We start from the raw sequence: 18,945 nt of genomic DNA, 5'->3' as shown, positions 1-18,945 counted from the left end.
CCTGTCATCATCAGATGGAAAACTTTCCTTTGGTAAGCTTGTTCATTGCCACATTCAGGATCAGCACAAATATCAGTATCCCGCTGGCAAGGGCCGACGCAGTCTGCTGGCTGTGATAGGTCTGATACAAAAACAGTTCAACTCCCAGCGTCTTTGTATTGTTGGAATACAAGAGATTGGACATGGTAAGTTCATAGAAGCAGGGCATGAATATCAGAAACCATCCCGCCACGGCTGAGGGTAAGATCAGCGGCAGCGTAATGTCCCTCATTCTATGCAAAAATCCTGCTCCCGAAATCTGGGCCGCTTCCTCCAGGGAAGTACTTATCTGGGACAGCGCCGCCACAACGGTCCTCATTCCCATCAGCATGTATTTGATCATATATGCCACAACCATTATGAAGATCGTATTGTAAATGTTTATTCCAAATTTCCCGGACATGGTCATGATAAGTGACAGGGCGATTACAACGCTGGGGGTTCCGGAGCCTACGGTTATAAGGAAATCCGGGATCTCTTTTCCCTTAGCCGCTGTTCTCTTAAGCAGATACGCCATGAAAACACAGACGATCATTCCAAGAGTCGCCGCCAGAACTGCGGATATTATGCTGTTTCCGGTGGATTTGATGATGGACTGCCTGGAAACGATGGTGTTCCAGTATTTGAAGGTAATGTTGCCGGGGGCAAATACCGATTTTCCCATATTCATTGTAAAAGAGGTGGCGAATACGGTGGCAAAGGGCAGCACCACCACGATAAAGGCAAATATGGAAACAAGGATTGTCAGCGGGATTCGCCACTTTCCAAGATCCACGATCGAAGGCTTGGTGGATTTGCCGGAGACTACGATGTAATCTTTTTTGGCCACGGTGAAATTGGAAACATAGAGAACTATGAAGGATACGATCATAAGAAATACCGCAAGGGATGTGGCATCCGACAGGCTCTCTCTTGAGCCCACCGATACGTAGTCAACGATGCGGGTGGTTATGGTATAGATTTTGCCGGGAGCTCCGATTATCGACGGAATGCCGTAGCAGGAGGCTGCCGCAACTAAGACAAGAAGTCCCGCCGCCACAATTGATGGCAGCATCAACGGAAGCGTCACGGTGAAAAGAGTGGCGACCGGCGATGCTCCGCAGCTTCTTGAAGCTTCCTCCAAAGAAGGATCCATTTTTTCCATAGCTCTTGAGATCGTTATGAAAGCATAGGGGTAATAGAAGGTGGTCAGAACCCAGACCAGCCCTCCTATCGAATAGATGTTAAAGGGTGCAGCGGACAGCCCAAAGAGCTTTTTCAGAAAAACGTTGAGGGTGCCCACTGTGGGATTAAGAAGACGCAGCCACGCCATGGCTCCCACATAAGGAGGAACCATGTAGGTGGTCACGAATAATGTTCTAAAGAATTTTTTGCCGTAGAGATTGGTTCTTCCCACCAGCCAGGCCAGGGGAAAAGCAATGACGACGCCAAATACCATGGACAGCGATGCGGTGATCAGAGTGTTCTTAAGGCAGCTAAGGTTAAGGCCGTAGGAATATATCCTTTTTATACCTTCCAGGGAAAAATGCCCGTCGGATATAAATGAGCGCGCCACCAGATACAGCAGCGGAAACACCTGGAAAACCAGGAGAAATGCCACCACCAGTGCCATGAACAGCCATTTAATATCAAAATATCTTTTCTTAGTTTCCATGAACCCCCGTCGCTCCCCTTTGAATTACTCCACGGTTACATACTCCTGGAACATAGTGCGGATCTCGTCTCTTTGCTTGTAGGCCTTTTCCCAGTCCACGGGAATGTTGTTCGCAAGAAGCTCAGAGATAGGTCTTCCGTCATAGGGAACCTCTGTAAAATCGCTTCGTACGCCGTTCATCCAGCCCTTGACGATCTGCTTCTGGCCTTCGACCGAAAGGTAATAGTCCTCGATAGCTTCACAGGCTGCGATATTGTTGTTGGCGCTGTGAGCTTCGTCGATGATCATGATGGTTGAGGGAATGAGAACGGAGCCGTCCTCGGGATAGATTATCTCAAGGGCAGAGCCCTCTTCTTCTCTCTTTTTGAGTACGGATTCCTCAAGGATCATGATCTCCTTGCACTCGCCGGTCTCAAGCTTGGTAAGAGCAACGGAACCTGATTCTATAGCTACGTTCTGAGCTCCGAGAGCCTTGAAATAGTCCTCACCGTATTTATCGAGAAGAGCCACAACCGTTGAATAGGCGGTTCCGGAAGTAAGGGGATTACTCATGGAGAGCTGTCCTTTCATATCTTCTCTCTCGGCGAAATCCTTGAGGGTCTGTGGAAGATCCTCTTTATTGTTCAGTTCGGGATTGTAAGCAAGAACCATGTTAAGGGTCCTTACAGGATACCAATAGCCTTCTTTGTCGTATTCAAAAGCAAGCTTGTCGGCTTCGGGATAGATATAGGGATGGAGCATTCCCTGCTCCTTAAGTTCAAGTGAATAGGAGGGCTCAGCCACCATAAGGATATCGCAGCCCATTTTACCGGATTCCATCTCTGCGGCGATCTTGGACTGTATGGTTCCGGAGCCGCTCTGGAAGAATTCAACGTCAACATTTGGGAACTGCTTTTTCAAGGCCTTCTGCATCTCATCGACGATATCCTCGTACATGGATGTATAGATGACTACCTTGCCGGATACCTCAGAATTTGTGGCAGCGGGTGCCTGCGAATCAGCGCCGGCATTTCCGCCTTCGCTTCCGGCGCCCTGGCCTGATGAGCCGCAGGCAACCATTGAAATTATCATGGGAATAGTTAACAGAATTGATAAGATTTTCTTTTTGTTCATAATAAACTCCTCCTCATTAACCATAGGTGTGTTGGCGGAATTGTCTACAAATGTATATGCAATTTCATCCATGTATTATTGTACTATGGTTAGCGAAGAGAAAAATATTAAAAGAAAATGAAAATCAGATATTAGCCATCGCCGCCAGAATATCCGCAACCACTTCTTCCATGCTGTGGTTCTTTTCGTCGATTGTTATATCCGCATATTTCTCATACAGAACACTTCTCTCATTGTACAGAGAGATAAGAGTCTGACCGTCACGCATTACCACGCCGCGCTGTTTTACATCATTAAGGCGCTTGGTAAGGTGATCCATATCCACCTTGAGGTACACTACTCTTCCGATGTTCTTGTAGTGCTCCATAGCTTCTTTGCCGTAGACAGCGCTGCCGCCGGTGGCGATGACTGTTTTCTGGGCCTCTATACCGGCATTTACTCTGTTCTCAATCTCAATGAAGCCGTCGATTCCTTCGGTTTCTATTATCTCGGAGAGTTTTCTGCCCTCTTTTTCCTGAATTACGATGTCAGCATCAACGAAGCTGTATCCCAGGATCTTAGCCAGGATAACTCCTACTGTGCTCTTTCCGGAGGCAGGCATGCCCACCAGGATGATATTGTCTTTTTTCATAATATTCTCCAAATCCTGCGCCATAAATTACTTAACAGTTGACGCGATAGAAGTCATTATAACATAGAATTGGAACTCCTTAGAAATGTAAGACAAATATGTAGTTATGATATCCGGTAGATTCAAATCCGCTGAAAGTATAGAAACACCCTGGATATTGATATCAAGGGGCTTTCGCGGCATATCCTCGCCAAAAAGCGGCTGCGGTATTCCACGGTCCCCTTGACATCAATATTCAGGGTGTTAGGGGCTAATCAAGCGGATTTGAATCAGGTGTGTGGCATACGAAAGCTACATTATTGCACCAGTTAGTATGTTTATTTGACTCCTCACCTTATTAGATGGGCCTATGATATTCATACTGATACTCCAGATAATGCTGTTTTAGTATGTGTATATAACACATTTCAGCCTTTACCAGCTAGTTTTTGTTCCTGAAAGGCATATTAAGATGCGACTTCACAGGTGTTTCATATGATTATCAAAATATTGATACCATAAAGGAGCCGGAAAACACGCAGATTATACATGAACAGCATCAGACGTGTATGAATTAGCTTAATATGCAGGAGAAGTGCACTTGCAGAGGGAAAATTATGATCTATGAGTGTCAGATTGTCACAATTCCGTCAACTTTAGGCCTCTGGGAGCACGCAGGGAAAAGGACTGCTTGATCCTGCGTGTTAGCTGCTGATTTTCTAAGCACGCCAGTTTCAATTGAGGGCAATATTGCGTGTTTTCGCTATGTTTGACCTGCCAGATTGTTCCAAGATTCTGAGCCCGAGGTAATGAAAACAGCCACCGCGTAAGCGGCTTGCCCTTGATAGCGCAAAGAATAATTGCTACAATGCTGTCCTCGACGGAGAAAAAATAGATTGTTCCTGAGTTCCTCGCCGTCGGTGGGTACGACGCAGCAATTATTCTTTGTGCTGTCAAGGGTGTGCGTCCGGCTGCAGAAGTCTAAACTATTTCCGTGTTATACTGTGACAACTACATACCTTTCATACTACTCTCTCCACACCCTCTTAATTCACCCATAAAAAAAGCACCGCCACCGGGATCCTGCCGCAGTGACGGTACTTTATCTCTTAGGAAGATTTCTCATCGCTTTATCTTCCTCCTTTCTGATATATATATCGGTGGGTAAACTCAATGCTTAAGGCACTTTACACATATTTAATACTTCTTAATACTTATTAATTCTTCCTTATCCTTCTTGTGACAGTAGTGTGATACTCCGAGTGATACCATTAGCTGGCAACATAGAAAAACAGATATTTGATTATCTTCAGAAACATGAACCTGAAAGATGACCTCTTGGCATGAGATCATAGGAGGGAAAAATGGTAGACGAAATTTTCGGATATGGCTTTTGCGCCATGATAATAGCAATTCTTGTTCTTATATCCAACTGGATAATATTTTTGAAGGCAGGCCGCCCCGGCTGGCAGAGCCTTATACCGCTTTATAATATATATGTGGAATACAAGCTATGCTGGAAAGGAAGATATGGATTACTTTCAATCGCACTTACAGTAGTCTCACTGTTACTTGTGGCCTTTGATGCAGATTCCCTGCTGATCTCCATAACTTCCGCCGCATCAATGCTCCTTCAGATTATTTTCTGCTTCAAGTTCTCAAAGGCCTTCGGTAACGGTATCTTCATGGGAATCATTCTCATCCTCTCAGCTGGTCTTGGCCGCATCATCCTGGGCTTTGGCGGCTCCCGCTACGTTCGCACAGCCTAAGTAAAAAACACGGGACGATTCACTATTGAATCACCCCGTGACTTATTCATATTATATTGTTATTATTCTCTCGCATTCTTGGATGACTGCTTATCCTTGTACATCTCGGCATCTGCTCTCTTGAACACATCATCCATGGAATTGTCGGTGGTCACATTGTAGATTGCCATCCCCATTGCCACGGAATAACGCTCCCAGGCATCACGGGTGGTGTCATTAGCGGTATAATCAAATACTTCCTTCATCTTCCTAAAGAGCACTTCTCTGTTATCATAATCCCTGTTTTCCAACAGGATAACGAACTCATCGCCTCCGATCCTGAATACCGGAGAATGATCATACATTACGCAGAGCTCATGGCAGGCTCCAAAGATATAATCGTTGCCGTGCTCATGTCCGAAGGTGTCATTGATCTTCTTAAGATTATTGAGATCAGCCATAACAATCGCAAATCTGGCTCTTCCCGAGTTGATGTCTTTGTTGATTCTCTCTCTTACCTTGTCATACCAGGCCTTATTCTTAACGTGAGTCAGAGCGTCCTGATAAGCCAGCATATCCATGTGGCTCACCTGGGTCTTCATAACTTCCACCTTGCCCTCAGCGTCCACGATATTCTTAACATAGGTCTTCATGTCCTTGGACATCTGCTCTACCGCATTGGATAGGGATTCAACCTCATTGTGGGTATGGATTGGAGGAGCATCATATTCAAGCTTGTCCGGATCCTTTTGCTCATGGGATATTCTGGCAAAAGAAACAACGCTCTTTTCCAGCTTGCTGATGGGCTCTGTTATGTTCCTTGTCATCCAGTACAGGAAAAATGAAATAAAGAAAAGACCGAGAATAACAATGAGCACAACATTCATTGCAGTGTACTCACGAATATCCTTCTCAAGCTCATAGACTTCGATGTCTACGCATAAAACAGCGAATATCTCGCCGTCAGAACCCTTAAGAGGTAAAAGACCGGTATAATCATAGCCCCATACACTGAAATCCTTAAAGAAAGTGATTCCGTCATTTTCCATAGCCGTAAAAAATCTGGCTATCTCATCAGGCTCATAGTCCTCCGGTGATACCAGACCGAGATAATAACCATCGGGGTCTGTAGCTCTTCCGTAGGCAGTATCTGCGGAAATTACGTTCATCATCAGAGGCGGATCAGTACTGATAGGCATTACAATATAGAGATAATGGACATCGAAGTCCTCCATTATCCCATCCATAAAAGCAGTGAGCTGAACAAACTTCTCAGATTCCTGCTTAGTCTCTACGCACTGTTCAAGATCCTCCATATCGATATGGCTGTAGACATACTCGATAATGTCGGTCATTCTCTCTTCATAGGCAGAATAAAGAGACTGCGTATAGGTTCTGTAGGTCAGAATACTAAGGACCAGACACAGCAATACAATGAAGGCAGAACAGCCGATGAATATGCTTTTTTTGAGGGGCCGTTTGTTCTCGAACATGATAATTTGCCTATCAATCCTCCGATAAACATTATTGTGAGCATATATTAACGTCAAGCCGCACTCTCACAAAGATATGATACCATTTTTTGGCCCCTCAAATCTTAAATTAGCTTAAGGGATATCTAAATAATTTATGAATATAAGTAATAATATTACTCATCTGCAATCACAACAAAAGTCTTGCTGCTCTGTCCTGTAAAGTTGCCTTTACCCTTAACCACAACAGTCGGGAGTTTCTTTGTGCCGGCTGTAGGTATCTTCTTGTTGTTCTTGTAGGAAAGGGTGTAATCAACACCTTCCTTGAGGGTTACCGTACCCTTTTCGGTTTTAAAAGTGACAGTTACTATGGGATAAGCTCTGCCATTTCTCAAAACAGCCTGCTCCGCGTTAATTTCAATTTTCTGACCGGCATCCTTTTTGATGTTATAAGCCTTGACCTTGACAGTCTTTTTGATAGCTCCGCTGTAGCCATTTATTCCCCTAAGTTCAAGGGTATATTTTCCGGCATTTCCGTTGTTTGCGAAGCTTACTGTATAGTCTCCGTTAATGCCATCCTCTGATCTTGTCAGGACTTTTGTCAGCTTGGTCTTGCTATCCTTGTGGTAAAGGGTGATGCCACCTTCTGTAGAAATATCCTCGAAGCTCAGGGACTCACCTGAATAATCCACAGATTTTAGAAGACCTGATATCTTGACCTTACTCATGGGAGTTCCTTTGATCTCCAGATCGGCATTTTTGCTTCCGACATAGAAGGGCTCTGCGGAGCTGTCCTTCACAATTCCGTTTATTGCAAATCTGTGTTTTCCTGCAGACTTAAAGTCGCCGGAGATTTCTTCCACAGTGTAGTCCACGCCATAGGTGAGCACTTTCTTTTTGTATTTCACAACAGCTATCGGAGTCTTGCCGTCAGAATTATCAAAGGCTTCCTGAATATCTACTCTGTCTCCTGTAGTATAGGTAAGCTTAAGGGCTTTGCCGTTAGCGGCTGTAACCTTAAGCTTAGATGCGCTCACGGACTTTGCAGGGTCTGCTGTTGTTACGCTGACGGTCTGCAGCATTTCTCCTGTATAGTTACGGCCTGCCATAGCTGTTGCCACGATGATGTAAGTCTTGCCGGGATCTGACAAAACTGTAGCACCGGGGTTATTTACAACGGCTCCGTCTCTGCTGCCTTCATGATAGATAAGCTGATAATCCTTACCTTCCTTAAGTGTCTTGCCGGCGAATTCGATGACAGGTCTGATACTTCCAAGTTTGCTGCTTTTACCAGCCATCAGAGCCACATGAGTCTCAGAAACAAGCTCTGCATCTGACAGCTGCGCCTGTTCTATATCAAAAGTGAAGGTCGATGTGCTTTGGTAAATACCGATGCCGTTAATAATTATTGAAGGTGCCTTTGCGCCATTATGACCGGCAGCTGCTATGTTGTTCTTGTAGGAAACAGTATAGTCTCTGCCTTCCAGGAGCCTTTCTGTGCCTTTAAATACGTTGATCTCTCCATCAAATGTAATAGCTGAGCCGTTATAAACTGCCTTAAGATCGGTATTGGAAGGTCCGTAAAAAACTCTTTTCCCGTAGCCCTTCTTATTATTTCCGAATGCGTACCACAAGCCCTGAGGGACAGCTTTTTCATCCCCTTCGAACAGCTCTTTTTGCATCTGTTCATCAATATCGCCCCAGATCATCTGCTTCCTGGAAGAATACTTTGCGTAGAGGTCCAGATCTCCGGTATAATCGACACGGATGCAAGATGCTTTTTGGGTATAATCCTCATCCAGATACCATCCGTCAAAAGTAAATCCTTCCGGTGCTTCGGGGTCGTGGAGCTTATAGTAATTACCGCTGATATAGTACTCGGGATTGTCCGGGTTCTGAGTACCCTCGCCGAGATGATAGGTGATCAGGTACTTATCTCCAAATGAATAGCTTGTGGACAGCTGATGTCTGTAAGTATTTTTATCGTCGCCGAATCTCCAGATTATTCTATAGGTAACCCCGGTCGCTGTTCTGTCCTTGTAGTAATCGTCGGTTACCACATATTCTTTTCTTCCGTCCGCTGTTATCTGGGCTACAGTCCTGTCCCCGTCCATGATGATATATTCTTTTTCTCCGGGAAGTCGTTTTAACTTAAGTGTTACAGAGCGGTCCTCGTGAACTTCCTTGGAAAAATAATCTGACGTGGGTGCTTTGGTATAAGTTACGCTTGCGGACTTACCGTCCATTGTTACAGTGAGCTGTGTAACACCAGAGCCTCTCTCATATCCGATGCCATCCTCAGTGATCTCCATAACCTCCGGCTCAGAACTTGTCCACTTCGCCTTTTCAATAGGTGTGTAATCGGATGGTGTAGTGCTGTAATGATATTCGTAATAAACAGAAGGATAAACACACTGGCTGTAGAGATAGGCGCTGATGGCAACAAGCTCGTTCTTAACGGTCACTTCAAATGAAGAGGATACATCCGTTCCTGATACCTTTGCGGTTATGGTTGCTGTTCCATAGTCCTTTGCCCTAAGAAGGCCATCCTCAACGAATGCTACCTTATCATTTGTACTACTCCAGACTATGTCCCTATAGGTTGAATTATAGGGCTCAATCTTAGTATTTACTTTGTAATACTTCTCTTTGGCAAGTTCGATCTTGCTATCTGTGATATTGGTAAAAGAGATTCCTGTCGGAAGCACTGTTTCCGTAGCTGCAACATTTTTGGTAAATGCCTTCACGGACAATACACTACTCCAATTACTCCATCTGCCGTTCTTATAAATGTAACCACGACCGTCCCTGGCTCCGCCACCGCCATAGGGGCAATGCTCTCCCCTCATGACAATCGCAAACTTTTCTCCCTTTGCAACGGTTACAGGAGTCGGCAGTTTAACTGTCTTATAGCCCGCATACTCTGCGATTCCCGTTACAGATGCTTCAGGGCAGAGGGTCCCAAGGCTCTCATCACCTGTAACATTTCTGTATATCTCGATAGAATATTCTGCGCCGACATTATTCGTGTAAAAAGCTACCGCTTCAATCTTTTCACCGTAGGCACCGCCCTCAGCATGAGCCTCGAAGACAGTTGCATAGGCTTCACCACCATTTGCATCATAACCGCCACCAAGTCCGTACTGATAATTGTTGTCATAGTTATCTGCAGATTCAACATCAAGGGCATACACATAGTAGGACATGGAAGGTTCGTAATAAGACATCCAGAAATATCCCGCATATCCCTTGGTATTAATATTTCCCTGGGTCCAGCTGTTTCTTACAAGCCATGCTCCGTTGCCGGCAGGTTTGCAGGTGAAATTGCCTGCAGAAAAATCGTCATCCCAACCCACTATAACAACAGCATGATTAGGGTAGAGAGAACCGCCTGTGGGATTACAGAAAGCTGCTTTATCAGGGTTATACTCCGCAGTGGAATAAGAAGGTGAATAACTGTTGGGGGTATGATAGTCAATTCCCACAGCACCATATTCTGTTACAAGCTTCTTGATAGAATTCTGTGTAGCCTTCTCCTTGATGAAGCCCTGAACATGCATAGCATCATCATAGGCAGCTTCATCCTGAAGTCCTTCCGACTGTATGTAAGTAGCACTTCTATAAGGGTATCTCTCCTCACTTGCAAGGCCCATCCATCCGGAAAGGGTTGCCATGGCTGATTCTTCATTGTTGCCATCAAGGAAAGAGGATAGATTTTTCTGTGAATATCCGGTCAGGCCTCCAAGAGGATCTGCCACATGGTTTGAATTAAAATAGGCAAGGTGCAGCTCTGAAAAATCCACTTCATTAGCTAACCCCTTCTTAAGCGCATTTATCTCTGCCAGAGCAAGTGTGGCATGGGCCCAGCAGGTGCCATAGGGAGACTGACTGCGAAGAGGCGGAAGAAGGCTTGTTGTGTAGCTCTTTGGATATTCAACTTCCTCCAGAAATTCAATCTCTGACGCTTCCCTGAGGTCTGTGATCTCAATGGGATTCTCTGAAGGCACATAGCCTGTGTATACTTCAATATAATCTACTGCGTTGGAGTTACCTGCCGCAGCCGTTGCCTCCGTCTCGGATTCCTCAAGGAGCTGGAGCTGTTCTTCGTCCGCAGAATCCTCGGATATTACTTCCGAATCTTCTGTTATCGTATCTATATCTTCTGATATTGTATCTGTGTCTTCGGATATTACATCCAAGCCCTCTGATATTTCATCTACGTTCTCAGCTGCTTCATCTGATGATATCTCATCCGAAATATCTTCATCAAACGCATAAAACTCCTCCGAAAGATCAGACTCTTCAAATAAAGCCTCATCTTCCGAAGGAGTTTCGATATATTCTGCAGCATAAGCTGTGCCTGTTCCTGAAACAAGCATCGCAGCTACCAATAACATTGCCACATATTTCTTTTTCATAATGACCACACCTCATATGTTCGAAAATTGTTTTCTTACTGATCCCCAGCATTTTAGTCTACTCGCTGTAAGGCATGGTTCTCAATAGTTTTAAACAGTATTTCGATTATATTTGGCGCAGTTTTTCAAGCATTTCATCCTACTGATGAAACAAATTTACTTATTCTGTATCAGCTGCTCAGGCAGGAATCTCAGCCTTCTCCTCTGTCTTTTTAAATACAGGAAGGTCCTTACCAAGGAAAATTGCTGCTGCAAGGAATACTACTGCCAGCACGATGCATACGACAATGTTACTGTCTCCGGGGATCACATAAGACAGGATCATTGCTGTGGAGTTGTTGATGATATGCATGATGCAGGTTGGAACAATGGATTTGAACTTATAAGCCACAAATGCATAAGCTGCTCCGAGAGGAATTGCATACAGACTCTGAAGAGGGTTCATATGCATAATACCGAACATAACAGCTGTTAAGATAACGGATCCAACGATTCCGAAGGCCTTCTTGGAGATTCTAAGGGCAACACCTCTAAATGCCAGCTCTTCCGCAATAGGTCCAAGAAGAGCTATATAAATAAATCCAACTACTTCATTTCCCTCTGTGGACATTTCCATGATTGTGTTCAAAAGCTCAGCACTACCGGGAATAGCCCAGGCAATGAACTCTGCAAAAACAGTTGTGAAAAAATAGATTCCGAGAGCAAGGGTTACTACAAATACGATAGTCTTCACATTAAAGGTTTTCTTAAAGCCGGACTCGTACACTCCCTCTGCCTTATCCTTTTTGACAAATCCCAGATTATACCAGAGGCCGAATACTATCAGCAGGATAACACCTGCTACCAGCTGCAGAACCGGAGTTAATTTCATAATAGCCTGTGTAAGAGCATTCACATCAGTGGGATCATCTACACTAAAGGCCGCAATAATGCCTCCTACAACAGAGCCGACCAATATCTGAATCAGCATATACAGTAACAGAATTCCTATTACTGCCAGGACTGTCAGCCCCTTATTACTCTTTTTTGTTTCCATACATTTTCTCCTTCCAATACGCTTTTTGATGTCAGTTCCCCGAGTTGTCAGAAAACATGCACTCTATTACTATACTATACTTAATGCGTTTCTTAAAGTTTAAATTATACCTTTTTCCCCAAAGCAGCGATTCTAGCGTCAATCAGAGGATACAGCCAATCTGATAGCTTGCGGAAGTGATAGCCCGTTTGACGTGCCCTTTCTGTATTAAAGCTTCGTTCACCCTTAAGCCCATTGTAGGGTGCAGCGTCGCCGTCTAAGGTAATAATCGCTTTTTTACCCAATGCATTTTCGATATAAGCGATCATGTTTCCAATCTTCACCGGATCTTCGGAACATCCATTTACAGGTCCCGAAACAAAATAATCCGCCAGATATGCAATGAACTCCCCTGCATCCTTCTCATATATGAAAGCCATTCTTCCATCCATGTCATCGATGTTCATAGGCTTCTCATCCCTGATGTGCTCTATATAGAAATCCAGCCTTCCCGTATAATCATTCTCACCCATAACCACCGGGTATCTCACAAAAGAAATCCTGTCGGGATCCATGAACTCAAGTGTCGCCCTCTCAGCCAGTCTCTTGGTCTCAGAATAATCAGAGAGCCTGCCCTCCCACCGAAGCTCATACTCCTGCGTCCTGAACTCATCCTCACTTATGCATGCGTGGTCATTGAAATAAACAGAACAGGTAGACATCTGGATATATTTATCACAAATTACGTTTTCAAGAAGCGCCTTAACATCATTGGAACCATATGCAATCTTATCGATTATCAGATCAAAATGCTTACCTCCAAGTGCCTTCTTAACGCTCTCCGGATCCATTCTGTCCATCGTGCAATATTCAGCTTTCCCTTGGAATTCAGGCTTGGAATTGCCTCTTGTGGCAATAGTGACGTCATGCCCATTACGAATCAGAGCATTGACCATAGGAATACCAAAAAATCTTGTCCCACCAACAACCAGTATTTTCATATGTGCACCTCCATGCAGAAACTACCTTTTAACTATACCAAAGTCAGTAATACAAAACAAAGAGAATTGTCAGAAAAAACAAAGTTATTCCTCCCCCGTCAGATTCAAATCCGCCCATACTATGTGTGGCATAAATACCCACAACTCCATAGGGCAGTCTAGTTCTTAGTGCTTGTCATATTTTTTATTATTTGCAGTAGGAAAACAGCATTGATATAGCGCCTCTTTTTACATAACTGACTTGTTTTATACCTAAGGCATATGAACGCATACTTATTAGAATATTTCATATGCATCTTTGTCATCGATCCCACTGAAATAACTCCGGATATGCATATTAACATCCCAGATTTTTTCATTTTAATATGCTTATATACTGTAAAATGACCATCGCCAGCTCGATATTGATTCAAAAAGGCATATTAGCAAAGGAAATATATGCATTTTCATATGATTATCAGTATAATGATCTCAACGTAACAGGGTTCCCTAAAAAATGCTTAGCACCGTGAGATATATTTCTGCGCATATTCAAAAGGAGCCCGACATCTATCCAAAGAGTACCGGGGCACATCAAAAAACGCCCGGCCTCCATTCACGGAGTACCGGGCGCCATAAACTACGCCGTAATGTTATGCGTTAACGATCTTGCCGAAATCGGGCTTAAGGCTTGCGCCACCGATAAGGCCGCCGTCGATATTAGGCTTTGAAAGCAGCTCTGCAGCATTGCCTGCATTCATTGATCCGCCGTACTGGATACGAACTTCATCAGCTGTAGCCTGATCATAGAGCTTGGCAATAAGCTCACGGATAAGTCCGCAAACTTCCTCAGCCTGGTCAGCTGTAGCTGTCTCGCCTGTTCCGATAGCCCAGATAGGCTCGTAAGCGATAACAAGCTTCTTAACCTGATCAGCTGTTACTCCTGAGAGATCCCAGGTGATCTGTCTCTCGATCCACTCCTTGTAGGTGTCTGCCTTACGAAGTGCAAGAGACTCACCGCAGCAAAGGATAGGTGTAAGGCCTGATGCGAAAGCCTTCTTAACCTTCTGGTTGATAAGGATATCGTTCTCACCGAAGATATCTCTTCTCTCTGAGTGACCGATGATAACGTACTCAACGCCTGCATCCTTAAGCATAGGAGCAGAAATCTCGCCTGTGAAAGCGCCGCTGTCTACGATGTAGAAGTTCTCGGCACCAACATGTACGTTTGTACCCTTAACAGCCTCAGCTACAGGTACGATATCAATAGCGGGAACGCAGTATACTACGTCCACATCATCATTCTTTACAAGATCCTTGAGCTCTGCGCAAAGAGCTACTGCCTCGCTGGGAGTCTTGTTCATCTTCCAGTTTCCGGCGATAATACGTCTTCTTGCCATTTTGGTATTCTCCTTTTGTCAAAAGTCACATCAAAGTGTCAGGCACTATAGCTGTCTAAAGTGAGAAAAGCACTCACTTTATCCATCTACAGTGCCAGACACATGGTTGACACTCGATAGTCTTTCTATGATTTACTCAATTGGTTAATTACTTATCGTCTGCTGCGTATACGCCGGGAAGCTTCTTGCCCTCGAGGAACTCAAGAGAAGCACCGCCGCCTGTTGAGATGTGGCTCATCTTGTCAGCATAGCCAAGCTGGTTAACAGCAGCTGCACTGTCACCACCACCGATGATTGTTGTAGCGGTTGTCTCTGAAAGTGCCTTAGCGACTTCCTTGGTACCTGTAGCAAGAACAGGGTTCTCGAATACGCCCATAGGTCCGTTCCATACTACTGTCTTAGCAGACTTAACTGCCTCAGAGTAAAGAGCGATGGTCTTAGGTCCGATATCAGCGCCTTCCTTGTCTGCAGGAATCTTGTCAGCATCAACAACTGTTGTTGTGATGTCGGGCTTGTCGATAGGATTAGGGAACTCATCGATGCAAACTGTATCGATAGGAAGAAGGAGCTGCTTGCCGGCCTTCTCTGCCTTCTCCATCATTTCCTTACAATAATCAACCTTGGTCTCGTCAAGAAGTGACTTACCAACTTCGTATCCCTTAGCCTTAAGGAATGTGTATGCCATACCACCACCGATGATAAGAGTATCGCACTTATCAAGGAGTGTGTTGATAACGTTGAGCTTATCAGCAACCTTAGCGCCGCCAAGGATAGCTACGAAAGGTCTTACAGGGTTCTCAACCGCATTGCCGAGGAAGTCGATCTCCTTCTGCATGAGGTATCCAACTGCGTTGTTTCCACCCTTCTCTGTGATGAACTTGGTAACAACTGCTACAGAAGCGTGTGCTCTGTGAGCTGAACCGAAAGCGTCGCATACATAGTCGTCAGCAAGATCAGCAAGCTCTTTAGCAAAAGCCTCACCGGCCTCTTCAGGCTTGGTCTCTTCCTTGCCACGGAATCTTGTGTTCTGAAGAAGAACTACGTCTCCCTCGTTCATAGCTGCAACAGCTGCTGTAGCATCAGCGCCTGTTACATTGTAATCAGCAATGAACTTAACTTCCTTGCCAAGCTTCTCAGAAAGTCTCTTAGCTACAGGTGCAAGTGACTCACCCTCGTTGGGGCCATTCTTAACCTTTCCAAGGTGTGAGCAAAGGATAACCTTACCACCGTCCTTTACAAGCTTCTCAATTGTGGGAAGTGCAGCTACGATTCTTGTCTCGTCTGTGATCTCGCCGTTCTTAAGAGGTACGTTGAAATCGCAACGAACAAGTACACGTCTGCCCTTTACATTGATGTCATCTACGGACTTTTTGTTGAGTGACATATTTTTTTCCTCCTGGATTTAAATTTGAATTAGGATTGTTTAAGAAAAGAGGCCCGGTCCACAAGGACCGGACCTCTTAAAAAGTCTATTTCGATATTGGAGAACTTAATTAACCAAGCTCAGCGAAATACTTGATTGTTCTAACCATCTGTGATGTGTATGAGTTCTCGTTGTCATACCATGAAACAACCTGTACTTCGTATGTATCGTCGTCAACCTTGTTAACAAGTGTCTGAGTAGCATCGAAGAGTGAACCGAATCTCATACCAACGATATCAGATGAAACGATCTCGTCTGTGTTGTATCCGAATGACTCTGTAGCTGCTGCCTTCATTGCTGCGTTAACTGCTTCCTTAGTAACGTCTGCCTTCTTAACAACTGCGAAAAGAAGTGTTGTTGATCCTGTAGGTGTAGGAACACGCTGAGCAGCGCCGATAAGCTTGCCGTTAAGCTCAGGGATTACAAGACCGATAGCCTTAGCAGCACCTGTTGAGTTAGGAACGATGTTAACAGCACCTGCACGTGATCTTCTAAGGTCGCCCTTTCTCTGAGGACCATCAAGGATCATCTGGTCACCTGTGTAAGCGTGGATTGTGCACATGATACCTGACTGGATAGGAGCGTAATCATTAAGAGCCTTAGCCATAGGTGCAAGGCAGTTTGTTGTGCAAGATGCAGCTGAAATGATCTTGTCATCCTTTGTAAGAGTCTTGTGGTTAACGTTGTAAACGATTGTAGGAAGATCATTTCCTGCAGGAGCAGAAATAACAACCTTCTTAGCACCAGCGTTGATGTGTGCCTGTGCCTTCTCCTTAGATGTGTAGAAGCCTGAGCACTCAAGAACAACGTCTACACCAAGCTCACCCCAAGGGCAGTTATTAGCATCTGGCTCTTTGTAGATCTTGATGGTCTTGCCCTTTACTGTGATTGTTCCAGCCTCGTCATCAGCTGTTACGTCATCCTCGTGACCTACTTCAACGTAACGTCCCTGTGATGAGTCATACTTGAGAAGATGAGCAAGCATCTTAGGGCTTGTCAAATCGTTGATAGCTACTACTTCGTAGCCCTCTGCACCGAACATCTGTCTGAAAGCAAGACGACCGATACGACCAAAACCATTAATTGCAACTTTTACTGCCATTTTAAGTTCCTCCTAAAATGAATTTATTTAATTGTTTGCTGTTTCCTTTATAATTACCTGCATTGATAATTTTTTATCAGCAACTACAATTCTAATAAAAAAAAGCATATAAATCAAGTGAATATAGCAAAATATTTAATGTTAATCCATCGAAGTTGCATAAAACCCAAGAAAAAATAAAAAAGTAAAATTATCTTTTATAAGTTATACTATAGAAAGTTAAATTGGACCTAAAAACCGAATTGTCTATCAATATAAAGTAGATATATATAACAGAAAGGCGTAACAAAATGATTCTTGCAGACTACCACATGCACTCCTCAAACTCAGGTGATTCCAAGGCTCCCATGGAATCTATGATACAATCAGCCATCGATAAGGGGCTTAAGGAAATCTGTTTTACAGAGCATATGGATATGGACTTTCCGGGGCTTCCTGAACTGCCTCCGGACCCCTTTTTGCTTGATGTGGAAGCTTACAAAAAAGAATTTCTTATAAATAAAGAAAAATATTCAGACAAAATAACTCTGAAATTCGGAATTGAGATAGGAATGCAGCCCCAGATCGTCGCAGAAAACACTGCCCTTGCCGCAAAGCATGATTTTGACTTTATCATAGCTTCGGAGCATCTGGTGGACAAAATGGATCCCTATTATATGCAGTTCTGGGAGTCACAGCCTTCCGTTAAGGCAGGTATTCTAAGATACTTCGAGCAGACACTGGAAAACATACAGCTCTTTACCGAATATGATGTACTGGGACACCTTGACTACATTGCAAGATATGTTCCCAAGGGTGACTCTACTTATTCTTATAATGCATTCAGGGAAGTTATCGACGAGATCCTTATGGTCGTAATTAAAAGCGGCAAAGGCCTTGACCTTAATTCCAAGGCCCTTGGCGGTGATTTCCACATGTCCAATCCCTGCCCCGAAGCCCTTGCCAGATACAAAGCTCTCGGAGGTAAGATCATAACCTTCGGCGCTGATGCCCACGCCCCAGAGGGAGTTGCCCTGTGCTTTGATAAGATCCGTGAGATTGCACTGTCCGCAGGCTTTACCGAGTACTATACCTTTGACAGGCGCTGCCCCATCTCCCACGAACTATAATCAGATTTTCGATTTTTTTAATAATATGATAACAGCCCTCTTCTTTATTCAATAAACGAAATATAGTAAAATAGTAATGATACATGTGTGAACTATTATGGCGTTTAAGGCGGAGGTTTACGATGAAACCTGAGTTTTATGATAAGAGTAAGAGGGCTAACGTCTATAACAGTATATTCCTATACAAGGTGATTTCTCTTTGTATTCTTGTCATTCTGACTGTCATACTTACCGTTATATTTGTCACAGAATCCGATAAACTAAAGCAAGCTGACGATATGGCTCATCTGTTCATTATCATTGTGGGCATCAGTATCGTTCTCTTTACTTTCTCAATCATATTTGATTTCTACGTTCTTAAGCGCACTGTTTCAATAGGGCGAAGGCTCAACAAAATGGCCTATCTGGACAAGCTCACAGGCCTCCCCAACAGATACAGCTGCGATATTCTGATCGACAGCTTCGATAGTCCCGACAGACTCCCGGGCGCGGGCTTTATCCTGATGCAGATCAATAACCTTACTTCCGTCAACGAAGATTCCGGACATACAGGCGGTAACTGGCTCATCTCAGAGTTTTGCTCCATTCTGGAAGAAGTCTCAGAGAGCTACGGCTACGTTGGCCGCAACGGCGGAAATGAATTCATCATGCTGATAGAAAACTGCGACAGCACCGCAGTAGATATGTTCCTTCTTGACCTGACCAAAAGAATTCACGGTTACAACGAAATGAACGTGGGAGCTCCCATGGAAATATCCTACTCCCGCGTCCTTAACATCGATGAGCATAAGGAAAAGATCTCCGAGCTAATCTCTCTTGGCTACCAAAAGCTACGGAAATCCCCTCAGACACTTTCGTAAAA

At 44.3% G+C, this 18,945-nt stretch carries 13 protein-coding genes; 3 read left to right on the top strand and 10 right to left on the bottom strand.

The window, feature by feature from the left end; translation table 11 throughout:
• Window positions 1-10: 10 nt before the first annotated feature.
• The 3 genes from NXH67_RS12990 to NXH67_RS12980 form a co-directional block, all read right to left on the bottom strand.
• Window positions 11-1,693 carry an ABC transporter permease gene (locus tag NXH67_RS12990; RefSeq protein WP_272797635.1) on the bottom strand — a complete coding sequence of 561 codons (1,683 nt, stop codon included), beginning with the start codon at window positions 1,691-1,693 and terminating at the stop codon, window positions 11-13.
• Window positions 1,694-1,717: 24 nt separating this feature from the next.
• Window positions 1,718-2,806 (bottom strand): ABC transporter substrate-binding protein, encoded by a 1,089-nt coding sequence (locus tag NXH67_RS12985; protein ID WP_272797634.1) that lies wholly within the window; start codon window positions 2,804-2,806, stop codon window positions 1,718-1,720.
• A 124-nt stretch (window positions 2,807-2,930) separates the two neighbouring features.
• Window positions 2,931-3,437, bottom strand: coding sequence for a shikimate kinase (locus tag NXH67_RS12980; protein WP_022780098.1), 507 nt, complete (start codon window positions 3,435-3,437; stop codon window positions 2,931-2,933).
• 1,343 nt (window positions 3,438-4,780) lie between these two features.
• Between NXH67_RS12980 and NXH67_RS12975 the strand changes: the two genes are divergently transcribed.
• Window positions 4,781-5,185 (top strand): DUF5684 domain-containing protein, encoded by a 405-nt coding sequence (locus tag NXH67_RS12975; protein WP_272797633.1) that lies wholly within the window; start codon window positions 4,781-4,783, stop codon window positions 5,183-5,185.
• 62 nt (window positions 5,186-5,247) lie between these two features.
• Here the strand turns inward: NXH67_RS12975 and NXH67_RS12970 are convergent, their stop codons facing one another.
• From NXH67_RS12970 to gap, 7 genes are all read right to left on the bottom strand, one after another.
• The gene (locus NXH67_RS12970) at window positions 5,248-6,657 is read right to left on the bottom strand and encodes a sensor domain-containing diguanylate cyclase (protein ID WP_022777818.1); all 1,410 of its coding nucleotides are present in this window, start codon (window positions 6,655-6,657) and stop codon (window positions 5,248-5,250) included.
• 155 nt (window positions 6,658-6,812) lie between these two features.
• Window positions 6,813-11,054, bottom strand: a complete 4,242-nt coding sequence (locus NXH67_RS12965; protein ID WP_272797632.1) for a lectin like domain-containing protein — start codon at window positions 11,052-11,054, stop codon at window positions 6,813-6,815.
• A 178-nt stretch (window positions 11,055-11,232) separates the two neighbouring features.
• Window positions 11,233-12,090: a CPBP family intramembrane glutamic endopeptidase gene (locus NXH67_RS12960; protein ID WP_272797631.1), complete on the bottom strand. Its 858-nt coding sequence runs from the start codon at window positions 12,088-12,090 to the stop codon at window positions 11,233-11,235.
• Window positions 12,091-12,194: 104 nt separating this feature from the next.
• The gene (locus tag NXH67_RS12955) at window positions 12,195-13,070 is read right to left on the bottom strand and encodes an NAD-dependent epimerase/dehydratase family protein (protein ID WP_272797630.1); all 876 of its coding nucleotides are present in this window, start codon (window positions 13,068-13,070) and stop codon (window positions 12,195-12,197) included.
• A 632-nt stretch (window positions 13,071-13,702) separates the two neighbouring features.
• Entirely contained in the window at window positions 13,703-14,449 is a 747-nt protein-coding gene (gene tpiA / locus NXH67_RS12950; protein ID WP_022777814.1) for a triose-phosphate isomerase, read from the bottom strand.
• A gap of 148 nt (window positions 14,450-14,597) precedes the next feature.
• Complete coding sequence (locus NXH67_RS12945) at window positions 14,598-15,833, bottom strand: phosphoglycerate kinase (RefSeq protein ID WP_272797629.1); 1,236 nt, start codon at window positions 15,831-15,833, stop codon at window positions 14,598-14,600.
• Between the two features lie 109 nt (window positions 15,834-15,942).
• On the bottom strand, window positions 15,943-16,974 hold the full coding sequence (gene gap / locus NXH67_RS12940) for a type I glyceraldehyde-3-phosphate dehydrogenase (protein WP_022777812.1): 1,032 nt from the start codon (window positions 16,972-16,974) through the stop codon (window positions 15,943-15,945).
• A 290-nt stretch (window positions 16,975-17,264) separates the two neighbouring features.
• Here gap and NXH67_RS12935 point away from each other — a divergent pair, with 290 nt between their 5' ends.
• Both NXH67_RS12935 and NXH67_RS12930 read left to right on the top strand, forming a co-directional pair.
• Window positions 17,265-18,083, top strand: a complete 819-nt coding sequence (locus NXH67_RS12935; protein WP_272797628.1) for a histidinol-phosphatase HisJ family protein — start codon at window positions 17,265-17,267, stop codon at window positions 18,081-18,083.
• Window positions 18,084-18,205: 122 nt separating this feature from the next.
• Window positions 18,206-18,943, top strand: a complete 738-nt coding sequence (locus NXH67_RS12930) for a GGDEF domain-containing protein (protein WP_272797627.1) — start codon at window positions 18,206-18,208, stop codon at window positions 18,941-18,943.
• Window positions 18,944-18,945 lie beyond the last annotated feature (2 nt).

Origin of the sequence: Butyrivibrio sp. DSM 10294 (assembly GCF_028539135.1) — a bacterium.
GTDB lineage: Bacteria > Bacillota > Clostridia > Lachnospirales > Lachnospiraceae > Butyrivibrio.
Note: the sequence above shows the minus strand (reverse complement) of the source record. Positions and strands in the feature narration are given on the sequence as shown.